Below are 13,809 nucleotides of genomic sequence, written 5' to 3'. Positions count from 1 at the left end.
ACCGAGACCGAGACCGAGACCGAGACCGAGACCGAGACCGAGACCGAGACCGAGACCGAGACCGAGACCGAGACCGAGACCGAAACCGAAACCGAAACGGAAACGGAAACGGAGACTGCTGTCACGGAACCGGAATCTGCCGGAACGGACGCTGAGCGGGACATAGCCGAGGACGGTGAGGAGAGGGCGGAAGACTTCGGGATTGTCGGGCCGATTGTGACCGACGCGACGCCGGCGCCCAAGCCTGCCCGGCCGGCCGCTGTCGCGCGCCGGGAGACTGCCAGTCAGGATGCCGGCCAGAGCGCAAGCCGCAACAGTACTCAGCGAAGGGACCTGCTGGCTGCCAGAGAACTTTATTCACGCGACATTCTGGACGATCCACGCACCAGAACCGCCATGCGGGGCATGTCGCAGGGGCAGCGGCTCAATCTTCTTTGCATGACCGAACTGCGTGCCCAGCTCACCGTCGCGAGCCCGGCGCCCCCCGAATTGCTGCCCTCATTCCGTCCGCAGCCCGGCACCGTCCTGGAACCCGGCCGGGCGGCCTTCAAAGGCCTCGGCAGGTGGTTTGACGTCGCCTTTCGATGCGAGACGGACAGCGATGTAACCCGCGTCGAGAAGTTTTCCTTCAAGATCGGCAACGAGATCCCGCAAAGCCAGTGGCTGGAGCGGGGACTGGTGGGGTTCTAACGCTTTGGTGCCCCTTTCGCCTTCAGCCACTCTTCTTCAAAACGTTGGATGGCTTTCGAGGGTGGAAGGGAGGTGGACAGGGGAACGATCTCGCCATCCCGCATGACGATGACCGGTCCCGCTCCGGGCACCTGGGCCGTGGGATTGCCGGTGCGCACAAATTCACGTGTCGTATAAAAGACGACAAAGCCGAAGGGGCGGGGAAGGGTCTTGTCCCGCTGAATTACAAAGTCGTGGCTTGACTGCGTCAACACTTCGTCGGCGACATATTTTTCAGCCTGCTGAGCAGTGACAATATCCATATTGCTTTTCGCCTCGCCACTAATTCCGGGAGCCAACAAGGCCCCAGCCAATATTGCTGCCACCATCGCTGTTGTAGCGCTCATTCGCACGATCCACATCGGTGATCACCTCCGCCGGGTTGTCGTCGCCCCAGCTCTGTCCTTCCACGATGCCGACGGTTCCGCCATCATTCGCGAGCAGCACCACGTGTGAGCCGCCACCTGAGTAGCCGACGCCGACGATTGCCTGCGTACCATCGCCGCCAGCTTCTACAGCATCATAGGCACTTTGGAAATCGGAGCCCCAGGCCATGTCCGTGTCGAAACGGTTTTCGATGTCGCTAAAGCCTCCGTCGCGGTCCGCGGAAGCGACGGCATTGGGATCGGTACCGTTCAACCTTGCCGCGGCTGCGTCGATGATGTTGCCGCAATTGATGACACTGTTTTCCGGGTTTACTTTGTTGACCGCGTCCTGCAGGCCTGCTCCGGGGGGCGGCCCGGAAATAGCACTTTGAACGGCATCAAAGGCACTGGATACGGCATTGCTTATGGCTTTTCCTGCCGACGCCAGCATATTGCCAATGGTAGTGCCGAGACCGCCGGGCGATGCTGTGGGGGGAGCGCCACCTCCCGACATGCCGATCAACACCGTGGGAAAGCCGGAGACGATCGCGCCACCCTTGCCCGTCAGATCCGTCATCCGGGCCGCGGGCATGCCCTCAACCAGGACGTTCCAGGCTCCGGTGACGATCGGGTCTCCACCCAATGGCGGGGGTGGGCCGACGCATACGCACATGTCCGTCACCCGCGCCTGGGGCATCTTGCCCGTCAGGACCGTATAGGCGCCTTTCCAGACAATTGGTGCCGGGACCCCCATGCACATGGGGCAGGTATGCATATCTGAAATTCGAGCGGCGGGAAATCCCATGAAATGTCCAGCTTTTCTGTAAAAAACAATATGGAAAGTCTCAGGCGAGCCCGCTTTTTAGTCAATGCCGTCACATCACACTTTTCACGTTTGCGCCAGCGCCCCGGGTTTGTGCGTTGCGAACTCCGGTTGTATTTTCAAATCTATGAAAATAAAGAAATATTAAGCCTGGAAATTTAATGCGTGCATTATTTTTCTATCATAGGTAGTGTCTTCGTTGTGATTCCTGCCAAGCCCGCGAGAGGTTTCCATGGGCATTTCTGACACTATGACACCCTATCTGCAAAGTCTTTTGCGCTTTATCTCCGGTCTTGTCTTCCTGCAGCATGGCACGAGCAAGTTTCTGCATGTTCCTCACAGTCCGATATCCGGAACATTGGTGATGAGCGCCAGCGGCATCGCTGGCCTGATCGAACTGACGTGCGGATTTCTGATCACGGTAGGGCTGCTCACCCGGCCCGCATCCTTTCTCGCTTCGGGGACCATGGCGGCCGCCTATTCTGTAACTCACGTGCCGCACAGTTTTTATCCGCTTCTCAACGGTGGCGGTGAAGCGGTGCTCTTGTGTCTGGTGTTTCTCTTCCTGTCCGCCGCCGGCAGCGGCCCCTTGGGTGTGGACCGGATTTTGTTCGGTAAAACAACCTAGACGAGGCAGCCGGGTTGAATGTGATTGTGTAACCTGAATTAAAGCTCTGTCCCCCCTTGCGCCGATTTTTCCGCGAAGGCAAAGTCGCGGTCAGATCGCAGTCCAGCTCCAGCGAGATCCAATGGCCAACAAACAGTCCCGGTTCCTGATCGATACTTATTTTGCCGCGTTCAACGCCGGCGATACCCGGAAGATGGAAAGCCTGGTCGCCGACGACCTGGTTCACGACGTCAATCAGGGGGAGCGGCGGGTCGGCAAGGACAAGTTCTGGTCGTTCAACGTGCATATGAGCCGCTGCTACAAGGAGCGGCTTTCCGATATCGTGCTGTTCGTCAATGAAGACGGCAGCCGCGCGGCGGCCGAATTCATTGTTCACGGCAGCTATATCGATACCGACGAGGGCCTGCCACCGGCGAACGGCCAGACCTACAAGCTTCCGGCGGGCAGTTTTTTCGAAATCCGCGACGGCAAGATCGCCCGCATCACCACCTACTACAATCTGCAGACCTGGATCGATCAGGTGAAGGATAAAGAGGGTGCGGCAGAGGCGTGACGCCTTGAGCCCCGCGTGCCGGGGCCCAATCTGTCAGGTGCTGATTGCAGCGAAGCTGCACCGGTAAGGGTCGTGGTCAGGGCGTTTCGGCTCCGTCGTAGTCCGGCATGCGCCGCTCTATCCAGGCGTCGAGCCCTTCCCGGGTATCGCGGGTGGGCGCCATGCGCGCGAATTGTTCCTGCTCGATCTGAAGACCTTCCGCGATGCTGGTGTTCAGGCCGCGGGTCACGGCCGTGAGGATACGGGCGGCTGCAAGGGGCGAATGACGCTGGATGCGGCCGGCCAGTTCGTAAGCTGTATCCAGGACGGCCTCCGGCGCTACGACCTTGTTGACCAGTCCGAGTTCATAGGCGCGTTCTGCAGTGAATGGGTCGCCGGTGAGCAGCAGCTCAAGGGCACGCTTTCGCCCGGCCAGCCTTGGCAGGCGCTGGGTTCCGCCGAAGGTGGGCGGAATGCCGAGATTGATTTCAGGCTTTGCGAAAATGGCGGTATTGGCGGCAACGGCAAGATGCACCGCTTCGGCGATCTCGCAGCCTCCGCCATAGGCGAGGCCGTTGACGGCGGCGATGATCGGCTTGGGAAAAGCTTCCAGCCGCGCGGTCATCGCCTGACCCCGGCGGCAGAATTCGCGAACGGCTATGTCGGCTCCTGCCGCGATGCTTGCGGAGAACTCGTGGATGTCGCCACCCGCGGAAAAAGCGCTTCGGCCGGCGCCGGTGATGATAATCGCATGCACCGCATCGTCACGCTCCAGTTCGTCCAGATACCGCAGGATCAGGTCATTTGTTGCGTAATTCAGCGCGTTGAGCCTTTCCGGGCGGTTGAGGGTCAAAAGCGCTGTTTTGTCGTGGCGGTCCAGTAGCACGGTCTCGGACATGGTCTGTTTCCCTTTTCCTTTTCGATGTCCTGACGCTAACCGGCACGGCCATTGAAGTATATTCACTGGTGAGTATACTTCGACTATGACAGGCTCCTCCTCAAACGCCCGAGACCGCATTTTGACGGCCGCGAACAAGCTGTTCTACGCGGAGGGAATCCGCGCGGTCAGCCTCGACACCATCGCCGCGAAAGCAGGGATCACCAAAAAGACCGTCTACTATCATTTCAAGAGCAAGGACGATCTGATCGAGGCCTATCTGATCTCTCGCGACCAGCCAAATCTGGACCTGTTCCGAAGCTGGTTCGACGCGGCCGAGGGGACATTGCCGGACAAGGTTCAGGCCATCTTCCAGAACATCGCGGCATCCGCTCGGCATCCGAAATGGAAGGGCTGCGGCTTCCTGCGTACCGCAGCCGAGCTCGCCAATCTGCCCGGCCATCCGGCGATGAAGGTCGGTGCGGCCCACAAGAAAAAGTTCGAGGACTGGATGGCGGAGGAGTTTCGGGCTGCGAACCCGGAAATGGCTCCTGATCCAGCGAATGATCTCGCCCGCCACGTCGTTCTGTTACTGGATGGCACCTTCTCGACGATCCTTGTGCACCGGGACGCGGCTTACGCCGAAGCTGCCGGTGAGGCGGCAAGAGTGCTGGTGGCGGGGGCTGTCGGGAGAGCGTCTTAGCGCATGTGACAGCGAGCCCACACGCGGTCTCCGATGTTCTGCGAGACGTTGTTCGTCAGCTTAAGCGCCTTCAGCGAGCGGGCGTACCTTTGGCGCGGAAGCGGCGTTTCTGGGCGGCAATGCGAAACTGGGCGTTGGCGGCGCCATACCCCCTGTAGCCGCCTCGGCGCTCGACCACCTCGAAAAAGAACCCCTCGCCAAAAGTCGGGCTGTAAAGCTGGAAATACTCTCCGGTACCGTCCCGGTCATAGAGAATGCCGGATGATTTCAGCGCATTGAGGAAATCTTCCTCCAGACCGAAACGGGCGTCGAGATCGTCGTAATAATTCGGCGAGATCGCGAGCGGCTCGAAGCCATTCTGCTTGAGGGTCTCGACCGTCCTGAAGATGTCGCCGGTTTCAAACGCAATGTGCTGCACGCCGGAGCCGAAGCTTTCGGCAATGAAATTCCCGGCGAGGGTCTTGCTGTTTTCAGCGCCGTTGAGGGTGACACGCAGACTTCCGTCCGTGTTCTCGATCGCCTGGCTGCGCACCAGACCGGCCGGATCGATGACATCCACCATCGCTGTCTTTTCCGTGTCGAAAATGGAGCGGTAGAACAAAAGCCAGGTGAGCATCTCGTCGTAGTTCATCGTCTCGGCGATATGGTCGATGCGGGTCAGTCCGGCATCGCCGGCCTCAAGGCCGTCTTCCACCGGCTGAAACTCCGTCTCCCAGACCTGCGACAGGTCCTTGCTGTCATCGATGAAGTGAAGGACGCTGCCACCAAGGCCGCGGATGGCGGGGATTTTCAGTTCTCCAGGTCCGACGGGCTGTTCGAACGTCACGGCTCCAAGGGTTTGGGCCCGGCTGACGGTGGCCTTGGCATCGGCGACCTTCAGACCTATGTCGCACACGTTGGTGCCGTGGCTGATGTAGGAGGCGTGGGCGAAGCCATGCGGGTCCGTGTTGATGACGATGTTGATGTCGCCCTGGCGCCAGAGTTCAACATCCTTGGTTCTGTGCCTGCCGGTTTTGCGGAAGCCCAGGCTGACGAGCAGTGTCGAAAGTTCCCCGGCCTCCTTGCGGTCTGCTGCGAATTCGACGAATTCGATGCCCGTGACAGGCACCCGGTCGGGCATATCCGGAACGGTGATCCTGCCGCTGGACCCCGTCCGCCGCACCTGATCCATCAGGAAAAGCAGTGAGCGGTAACCGTCGACCGCGATGGAGTTTGGCGACCCGCCGCGGAATTGGTCGTTGAAGATCTCCAGAGACAGAACGCCGTCGTAACCGGTTGCGGCCACCGCCCGCATGAAGCCGGTGACATCCAGATCGCCTTCGCCGGGCATGTTGCGGAAATGGCGGCTCCAGTAGAGCAGGTCCATGTCGAATTTCGGAGCGTCGGCCAGCTGGACGAAGAAGATCTTGTCGCCCGGGATCGCGCGGATCGTGTCCGGGTCGGTCTTGCGCGCAAGGGTGTGGAACGAATCGAGGATCAGGCCGATATTGGGGTGATCCGCGCGGCGGACGATTTCCCAGGCATCGCGGTGGTCATTGATGAACCGACCCCAGGCCAGCGCTTCATACCCGACCCGGATGCCGCGCCGGGCCGCCATGTCGCCCAGTTCGCGCAGATCCTCGGCGGCCCGGTCGATACCGCCCTGGGCAATCGGTGAGACATTCGAGCAGATCAGCACCAGATCGGCGCCCATCTCCTGCATCAGGTCGAATTTCCGTTCTGCGCGCGCGAAAGTGCGGCTGCGTTGCGGTTCCGGCATGCCTTCGAAATCGCGGAAAGGCTGGAACAGGGAAATTTCCAGGCCGTGGTCGCGCACCATCTTGCCGACGTCCTTCGGGCTGCGGTCGAAGGCAAGGAAGTCATTCTCGAAGACCTCGATACCATCGAACCCGGCCGCAGCGATGGCGGACAGCTTTTCGGTGAAATCTCCCGCTATGGAGACGGTGGCAATGGCGGTTTTCATCGGCTTCTCTTTTCGGCTAGTAGCCCATTGCCCGTGGCAGCCAGATCACGGTCTCCGGAACGAATGTCAGCAGCAGGAGCACCAGCACTTCGACCAGGAAGAACGGCAGGATTGCGCGGGTCAGTCGCGCCATGCCCACCTGCGCGATACCTTCTGCAACGAAGAGACACAGGCCCAGCGGCGGGGTGATCAGGCCGATCATCAGATTGAAGATGACCAGGATGCCGAAGTGGACCGGATCGACACCGAAGCCGACTGCCATCGGATGCAGGATCGGCACCAGCACCAGCATGGCGGCGATGCCTTCCAGAAAGAGACCGACGAACAGGAACAGGAGGATGGTTGCGATGAGGAAGGCGGTCTTGCTGTCGACATTGGTCAGCACCCAGTCGGTCAACATGTTGGGTACGCGGTTGTAGGTGAGCACCCAGTTGGCAGCGGATACGGCCGAGATGATGATCAGGATGACCGCGCTGTCACGCATGGCTTCGGAAAAGAGCCGCGGCAGGGCGGACAGCGCGATGTTGCGGTAGACGAAGATCCCGAGAAAGAGCGCATAGGCGACGGCAAAGCTGGCGGCTTCCGTCGGCGTGACGATGCCGAGCAGGATCGAACCGACCACGAATACCGGCATGAGCAAAGGCAGGATGCCACCGAGCAGCGCCTTGCCCACGGGTTCGGCGGTCAGCCCTTCGGTCTGATTGCCGCGGTCGACCTTGACCGTCAGCATCACGAAGACGGACAGGAAGACTGCCAGCAGGAGACCCGGAACAATGCCCGCCAGAAACAGGGCCGGTACAGAGACGCCGGAGACGATCAGCGCGTAGATGATCACCGGGATTGACGGCGGAATGATCGGCCCGATGACCGAGGACGCTGCCGTCAGCGCTGCCGCGAAGGGGCGCGAATAGCCGTGCTTTTCCATTTCCGGAATGAAGACGCGGCCGATTGCCGAGGTGTCGGCGACAGCCGATCCGGACAGACCGGCGAAAATCACCGAAGCCCAGATGTTGACGAGGGCAAGGCCTGCGCGCAGACGGCCGACGACAACATTGGCGAAGGCGATGATCCGGCCGGTGATGCCGCTTTCGTTCATGACTTCGCCGGCCAACACAAACAACGGGATGGCGAGCAGGGGGAAGGAATTCATTCCCTTGAACATTTCGGTTGCGACAAGGCGCAGGGAATAGGGCGCTTCACCGGTTCCCATGAAGACCAGAAGCGCAGCGATGATGGCAAGGGCAATCGGAACGCCGGTGGCCAGGCCGATCAGAAGGATTGCGTAGATCATGCAGGCACCGCTTTGAAAGACGAGATACGCTCGATGAACTTCAGCAAGGCGGCAACAGCCAGCATCACGCCACCGATCGCGATTGCGTATTGCCAGGTGCCGACCTTGGCGATCCAGACAAGACCTTCAATGCCGGTGGTTTCGGCAAGCCAGCTGCCGGTGGACTTGAGACCCGAGGCATCGAGATGGCCGCGGCGTACCGTGAAGGCGTGTCCGGAATACGCCAGCGCAATGCCGGTCACGCAGCTTGCCAGGTCGACGGCGGCAAAGAGTTTTTGCCGCACGGTCTCAGGCAGAAAGTCGGTGATGACGGTGAAGCGGATGTGCCGGTCCTGCATATAGGCGAGCGCCAGACCGAACATGACGCCGTAGATGGTCAGGTAGATGGGCAACTCCTCCCCCCAGGAGACCGATTGGCCGACCGTATAGCGGCGGAGCGAGTTGACGAAGATGATGGCAAAGACCAGTCCCATGGAGAGGCCTGCACCTGCGCCAAAAAAACTCCGGGCAATTGCATTGAGCGTTTTCATGTCTCTGGCCCTGATGGCGCCCCGGACCGCTTGAGGGTCCGGGGTTCCGGGTTTGTATTACTGGTTGGTGGACGCAACGGCTTCCTGGAGGCGGTCGATCCAGACCGCATCCTCTCCAAGTTCACCGCGCAGATATTCAACCACGGCGGGCTGGGCCTTTTCAGCGAAAGCCGCGATTTCGTCGGCGGTCGGGGAATAGACCTGCATGCCTTCAGCCTGAACCTTGTTCACGCCTTCTGCCGTGCCCCATTGCTGGATGGAGCGGCCCATGTTGCCGGCAACCCGTGCGGCACGAGCGACCACGGCCTGCTCGGCCGGGGAGAGGGACTGGTAGAACTCGTCCGAAATCAGAATGAAGTCGGCGGCGTAGACATGGCCGTCGAGGGTCATGAACTTCTGCAGCTTGTGCAGACCGTTGTTGTAGATCACGCCGACCGGGTTTTCCTGGCCGTCGACCACTCCGGTCGACAGGGCGTTCGGAAGTTCGGTCCAGGCGATCGGTGTCGGTTCGCCGCCGAGGCCCTTGACCATTTCCACGTAGAGCGGGATCGGCTGAACACGGAACTTCAGGCCCTCCATGTCCGCCGGGGTGCGGATCTCACGCGTGCCGTTGGTGAAGTTGCGGAAACCGGTCTCTCCAAACGCCAGCGTTCTGAGGCCGGTCTGGGCCAGGCAATGCTCGGCCAGCGCGTCGCCGAATTCGCCGTCCAGAACGTCCCAGGCAACGGTCGCCGAGGAGAAGGTGTAGGGAATGTCGAGAACTGAGGCTGCCGGGCAGGCCTTGGACATGGCTCCGGAAACCAGAACAACCTGTGTGACGTTGTCCTGCGCCTGGGCGACGAGTTCGTCCTCGTTGCCCAGCGCCCCGGCCGGGAACAGCTCGACGGTCAGGTCGGTTTCCCCTTCGACAATATTCTTGAAGATGTGCGCGGCGGCACCCTTCTTGGATGCCGTCCACTCGTCCGGATCGACATGGGCGACACGGATGGTCTGAGCACTGGCTGTGCTGGTGGCGGCAAGACCCAGCGACAGCAGGGCTGTTGCTGCCAGGGTTGAGAATTTGAAACGCATGACTTCCTCCCAATTGCGTTCTGGAAGATCCTGCCTCCTGTGGGGGGCAAGGTCGTCCAACACATTAAAAACGATCAACCCGCTGAAAAATCTGATGAAAGCAGGCTGATCTAAGCATCCGCGGTTGCCCGCGGTATCATGTCGAAGGCGTCGAAAGCCGCCTTCATGCGAACCGGATCGGCGTGCCGGCCGGTAAAGAGTTCAAAGGCCCGGACGGCCTGAAAGACGGCCATGCCGGATCCGGGCAGGACACGGCATCCCCTCTTTGCCGCCGCGGCCAGAAGTTCCGTTTCCAGAGGGAAATAGACAATGTCCGCGACCCACATTCCGGAGCGCAGCAAAGGGAGCGGAAACGGTGTTCCAGGTGACTTGGCCATGCCGACGGGGCTGGCATTGACAAGGCCGGAGAGTTCCAGACTGACGGCTTCGCCAATGGTGGCGACAGGCTCGACCGTCAGGTCCGCGCGGTTTGCCTGAACCAGACTGGCCAGTTGCGCGGCACGGGCGGGATCAAGGTCGAAGATCATCAGGTGCCGGACGCCGCAATCCGCCAATGCGTGGGCAACGGCAACACCCGCTCCGCCCGCGCCGATGAGAAGCACCGTCTCCAGGGGCGCGTCCGGCATGTTTCGCCGGAAGCTTTCCGCAAATCCCCAGAGATCGGTGTTGTGGCCGATGCGCTTGCCGTTCCGGAAAACGATGGTGTTGACCGATCCGACGGCTGCCGCATTGGGCGAGAGTTCATCAAGAAGCGCCATCACTTCCATCTTGAACGGGTAGGTGACGTTGAGACCGTTGAAACCGGTCATCTCCGCCGCGTGCACAATATCTTTTATGTCTTGTTGGCCAGCGGGAAGCAGGTCGACATCGAGGATACGATAGACGCTGCGCATGTGCTGGGCCGTCGCTTCCGCCATGTGCATTTCCGGCGTTCTCGATCGCGCGATACCGCGCCCGATCAATCCGGCCAGAAAAATGTCATTTGCGTTGTTCACCCAGCTTCCTCCCACGGACACTGCCTTCAGCCGGCCCCCTTTTTTGGAACGGGGTTCCTCCGGTGGCGGCTTCGTTCTGGCGGCAAATTGAACTAACCAGTTAATTCAGTCAAGAAGAATGTACCGGGCAGTTAATTGGGGCTGGCGTGCCGTGGCGGGCTGGGCTAGAAAAAGCCATGTCGATCAACGAGACAGTGGCTTCTGAAAAAAACTCCGCGCGCGCCCGGTGGAAGCAGGACCCTGAGGGTGTGCGGGCGAATATCCTCGCCGTCGCGCTGGAGGAATTCGCCGCCAACGGCCTTTCGGGTGCCCGCATGGACGAGATCGCCGCCAAGACGCGAACGTCCAAGCGCATGATCTACTACTATTTCGGGGACAAGGAGACGCTGTACCTGAAAGCGCTCGAGGCAGCCTACAAGAAGGTCCGCCAGGGTGAGGAGCAGCTGGATCTCGAGCATCTCGGCCCGCGCGAGGCGCTGACGAGGCTTGTGGAGTTCACCTTTGAACACCACCGCAACAATCCGGCTTTCATTCGCCTGGTGATGATCGAGAACATCCACCAGGGCCGGTATCTGGAGCAGTCGGCCGAGATCAAGAGCCTCAACGAGGCCGCCATCTCGCAGATCGAGCGGGTGTATTCCAAGGGAGCCGCCGCCGGCGTGTTCCGGGAAGGTCTGGCGCCATTGCGGATTCACTGGCTGATTTCGGCAATGAGTTTCTTCAACGTCTCCAACGCAACGACCTTTTCCATGCTGTTCGGACCGGAACTGCACTCCGCCGCCGGACAGGCCGCCCTTAAAGGGGATGTCTCGGAGGCAGTGCTACGGTTTGTAGCCGCCTGACACCCGACGTTTCTCTGATCCGCCGCCGACTGCCCTGACCGATGAAGCCATTGACAGCTTCAATATAACTATATAACTAGAAATGTAGTTATATAGGTGAAGCAGACATGAAACTGGAAACAGCCGCTCAAGGGTTTGCCGCGCTGGGCTCGGAAGCCCGGTTGCAGGTGGTGCTCGCGTTGGTCAAGGCGGGGGGAAAGGGTCTGACGGTGGGGGATATCCAGTCCCGGACCGGGATGGCGGCCTCGACCCTTGCCCATCACCTGCGCTTCCTGTCCTTGGCCGGGCTCGTACAGCAGGAGAAGGATGGCCGCTCAGTGATCAACAGGGCAGCCTTCGATCATCTGGACAGCCTGGCGGGTTACCTTCTCAAGGAATGCTGCGCCGAAGAGAAAGAGTGTGCCAACAACGACGGCTGCGCTGCGCCCGACGTGGACCTGGAGATCCTCAATGACTGATACCCTGGAAACGTCCGCAGCCGGAAGCTCCGGTTCCGCCAGTTGCTGCGCCCCGAAAACGGCCTGCTGCAGCACACCGAAGTCGAAATGGTCGTGGAAGGCCATTCCCGGGCAGAAATATCTGTTTTCGACCTGGGCCATCGTGCTGGGCGTGCCGTTGCTGGTCCTCGTTCTCGATCAGCCGCAATTCGTTTCCTTTGTGAGTTTCGCAGTCAGGGCGTTTCTGGGAACGTTGCCCTATATCGCCTTCGCCGTAGTGCTGATCGCCTGGCTCAAGGCCGCAGGGGCGGAGGCTTATGTGGGCAGGGCGTTCGAAGGGCGGGAAACGGTCGCGATCTGCCTTGCGGCACTTTTCGGCGGCCTGGCGCCGTTCTGTTCCTGCGAGGTCATCCCCTTTATCGCAGGGCTTCTGGCGGTGGGCGCGCCGCTCTCGGCCATCATGGCCTTCTGGCTGTCCTCGCCGCTGATCGATCCGCCGACGCTGCTGATCACCGCAGGTGCACTCGGCTGGTCCTTTGCCATCGGCAAGGCCGTCTTCGCGGTCTCCCTGGGCCTGTTCGGCGGGGCGGCTGTTGCAATGGCCATGAGGGTTGGGGTCTTCGCCAATCCTGCCAGACCCGGCTCGGCTGCCAGCGGCTGCGGCTGCGGGGCGTCGCCGCAGACCGGACGTCCGGTCTGGATGTTCTGGCGGGAAAGCGTGCGCACCGCCAAATTCGGTGCCGAGCTGAAAGCCAATGCGGGCTTCCTGATGAAGTGGCTGGCGCTTGCCTATGTTCTTGAGGCCGCGCTGGTGACCTATGTTCCGGCGGATCTGATCGCAAGAGCGGTCGGTGGCGGCGGTTTCGGGTCGATCGTGATTTCGGCGCTCGTCGGCATGCCCGCCTATCTCAACAGCTATGTCGCACCGCCGTTGCTTGCGGGGCTTGTGGATCAGGGCATGGGATCGGGCGCCGCCATGGCGTTCATGATCGCGGGGGCCGTCAGCTCCATTCCGGCAATGGCGGCGGTGTGGTCGCTGGTGAAGCCATCGGTATTTGTCACCTATCTCGGCCTGGGCTTCGCGGGTGCCGTTCTGTCCGGCGTGATCTTTCAACTCGTTGTTTGAGGAACGGACAATGCGCACCAATGTCGGTGTAACCGTTGCCCCTCATGCGGAGTGCTCACGCGGGCTTCAAGGTCCGGGACCTGTTTGTCACCCCCGCTTGCGGCTGAAGACCATTTTCTGGTTGGCAAGGCGGTCCTTCGGGCCGGTCCAGGCATAGGCCAGAAGCGCCGGCTCCAGTTTGGAAACGGTAATGCGGTGGGTGTGTTCGGGTGGATTGAAGATCATCGATCCGGGCGCGTAAACCCCCTGATGATTTTCCGAAACCGCGCCGGACAGACAGATGTAGCTTTCCGAAATTTCGCTATGGGAATGGGCCGGATAGGTGCAGCCGGGGGCGAACAGGACCAGGCCGAGGATGACTTCCGTCGTCAGGACCGGGCCGTTGGGGCCGCAAATCTCGGCGTAGGCATAGGTCTTGTCCAGGCCGCGAGGCACCTTCTCGTATCCGTATTGCCAGATCAGATGATCCTGGATGCTTTCCACCGCGCGGATGAGAGGCGCTGTGCGCTCCTGCCGTCCTTCGTCGAGGGCGCGCTTCAGATGTGCCGTCACCGGCTTTTGCGCCGGGGCGTCAAAGCGGATCTCCGAGTTGGATTTGCTGACCCTGCTGATGGCCTCGCGGACGGTGCGTTGATGCGCGCGGATCTTCTCGCTGCCACCGGAAGAAAGAAACCGGTAGGCTTCGTAGAATTCCCGCAAGAGATAGCCCCAATCCGGGTAATCCGACAGGCGCCGCTGCGCCAGTGTTTCTTCCGTTTCGGTTTCTGGTTCAAGCATGTTCCGTCCTCCCGGACCCTGGCAATTTCCCCTGAAATAATCCAGCCTGAGCGCCGAAGCACCTTTTATTCCGGCGCAGGCAAATGCATAACCGGCATATAGAGGTTACAGGGTCTCTTT

The 13,809-nt window shown here is 60.7% G+C and carries 16 protein-coding genes; 7 read left to right on the top strand and 9 right to left on the bottom strand.

The features are described from left to right. On the top strand, positions 1–690 hold a 690-nt coding region (locus Q1B40_RS18955; protein ID WP_299817718.1), incomplete at its 5' end, for a DUF930 domain-containing protein. Here the strand turns inward: Q1B40_RS18955 and Q1B40_RS18950 are convergent. After that, positions 687–1,076, bottom strand: a complete 390-nt coding sequence (locus Q1B40_RS18950) for a YrhB domain-containing protein (protein ID WP_299817715.1) — start codon at positions 1,074–1,076, stop codon at positions 687–689. The genes Q1B40_RS18955 and Q1B40_RS18950 overlap by 4 nt on opposite strands. Further along, a complete protein-coding gene (locus Q1B40_RS18945; protein WP_299817712.1) occupies positions 1,012–1,869 on the bottom strand; it encodes a PAAR domain-containing protein in 858 nt (285 codons plus the stop codon). Before Q1B40_RS18945 ends, Q1B40_RS18950 begins: the two co-directional genes overlap by 65 nt. 280 nt (positions 1,870–2,149) lie before the next feature. Between Q1B40_RS18945 and Q1B40_RS18940 the strand changes: the two genes are divergently transcribed. Both Q1B40_RS18940 and Q1B40_RS18935 read left to right on the top strand, forming a co-directional pair. Continuing rightward, complete coding sequence (locus Q1B40_RS18940) at positions 2,150–2,545, top strand: DoxX family protein (protein WP_299817709.1); 396 nt, start codon at positions 2,150–2,152, stop codon at positions 2,543–2,545. Between the two features lie 121 nt (positions 2,546–2,666). Further along, complete coding sequence (locus Q1B40_RS18935) at positions 2,667–3,098, top strand: ketosteroid isomerase-related protein (RefSeq protein WP_299817706.1); 432 nt, start codon at positions 2,667–2,669, stop codon at positions 3,096–3,098. A gap of 76 nt (positions 3,099–3,174) precedes the next feature. Here Q1B40_RS18935 and Q1B40_RS18930 read toward each other — a convergent pair whose 3' ends face one another. Further along, positions 3,175–3,975, bottom strand: a complete 801-nt coding sequence (locus tag Q1B40_RS18930; RefSeq protein ID WP_299817703.1) for a crotonase/enoyl-CoA hydratase family protein — start codon at positions 3,973–3,975, stop codon at positions 3,175–3,177. 85 nt (positions 3,976–4,060) lie between these two features. Between Q1B40_RS18930 and Q1B40_RS18925 the strand changes: the two genes are divergently transcribed. Further along, positions 4,061–4,657 (top strand): TetR/AcrR family transcriptional regulator, encoded by a 597-nt coding sequence (locus tag Q1B40_RS18925; RefSeq protein ID WP_299817700.1) that lies wholly within the window; start codon positions 4,061–4,063, stop codon positions 4,655–4,657. 70 nt (positions 4,658–4,727) lie between these two features. Here Q1B40_RS18925 and Q1B40_RS18920 read toward each other — a convergent pair whose 3' ends face one another. The 5 genes from Q1B40_RS18920 to Q1B40_RS18900 form a co-directional block, all read right to left on the bottom strand. Beyond that, entirely contained in the window at positions 4,728–6,620 is a 1,893-nt protein-coding gene (locus Q1B40_RS18920; protein ID WP_299817697.1) for a bifunctional sugar phosphate isomerase/epimerase/4-hydroxyphenylpyruvate dioxygenase family protein, read from the bottom strand. A gap of 16 nt (positions 6,621–6,636) precedes the next feature. Then, positions 6,637–7,911 (bottom strand): TRAP transporter large permease, encoded by a 1,275-nt coding sequence (locus Q1B40_RS18915; protein WP_299817694.1) that lies wholly within the window; start codon positions 7,909–7,911, stop codon positions 6,637–6,639. Further along, complete coding sequence (locus Q1B40_RS18910) at positions 7,908–8,441, bottom strand: TRAP transporter small permease (RefSeq protein ID WP_299817691.1); 534 nt, start codon at positions 8,439–8,441, stop codon at positions 7,908–7,910. The genes Q1B40_RS18915 and Q1B40_RS18910 overlap by 4 nt, the downstream gene beginning before the upstream one ends. Positions 8,442–8,498: 57 nt before the next feature. Then, positions 8,499–9,512, bottom strand: coding sequence for a DctP family TRAP transporter solute-binding subunit (locus Q1B40_RS18905; RefSeq protein WP_299817688.1), 1,014 nt, complete (start codon positions 9,510–9,512; stop codon positions 8,499–8,501). 110 nt (positions 9,513–9,622) lie between these two features. Further along, positions 9,623–10,507 carry a shikimate dehydrogenase gene (locus Q1B40_RS18900; RefSeq protein WP_299817685.1) on the bottom strand — a complete coding sequence of 295 codons (885 nt, stop codon included), beginning with the start codon at positions 10,505–10,507 and terminating at the stop codon, positions 9,623–9,625. Between the two features lie 176 nt (positions 10,508–10,683). Between Q1B40_RS18900 and Q1B40_RS18895 the strand changes: the two genes are divergently transcribed. The 3 genes from Q1B40_RS18895 (at position 10,684) to Q1B40_RS18885 (ending at position 12,912) form a co-directional block, all read left to right on the top strand. After that, positions 10,684–11,349 (top strand): TetR/AcrR family transcriptional regulator, encoded by a 666-nt coding sequence (locus Q1B40_RS18895; protein ID WP_299817682.1) that lies wholly within the window; start codon positions 10,684–10,686, stop codon positions 11,347–11,349. Between the two features lie 107 nt (positions 11,350–11,456). Further along, a complete protein-coding gene (locus Q1B40_RS18890; RefSeq protein ID WP_299817678.1) occupies positions 11,457–11,807 on the top strand; it encodes a helix-turn-helix transcriptional regulator in 351 nt (116 codons plus the stop codon). Further along, a complete protein-coding gene (locus tag Q1B40_RS18885) occupies positions 11,800–12,912 on the top strand; it encodes a permease (protein WP_299817675.1) in 1,113 nt (370 codons plus the stop codon). Before Q1B40_RS18890 ends, Q1B40_RS18885 begins: the two co-directional genes overlap by 8 nt. A gap of 87 nt (positions 12,913–12,999) precedes the next feature. Here the strand turns inward: Q1B40_RS18885 and Q1B40_RS18880 are convergent, their stop codons facing one another. Further along, a complete protein-coding gene (locus Q1B40_RS18880) occupies positions 13,000–13,689 on the bottom strand; it encodes a dimethylsulfonioproprionate lyase family protein (protein WP_299817672.1) in 690 nt (229 codons plus the stop codon). Positions 13,690–13,809: the final 120 nt, after the last annotated feature.

The sequence above is a fragment of the uncultured Roseibium sp. genome (assembly GCF_947496995.1).
Classification (GTDB): domain Bacteria; phylum Pseudomonadota; class Alphaproteobacteria; order Rhizobiales; family Stappiaceae; genus Roseibium.
Note: the sequence above shows the minus strand (reverse complement) of the source record. Positions and strands in the feature narration are given on the sequence as shown.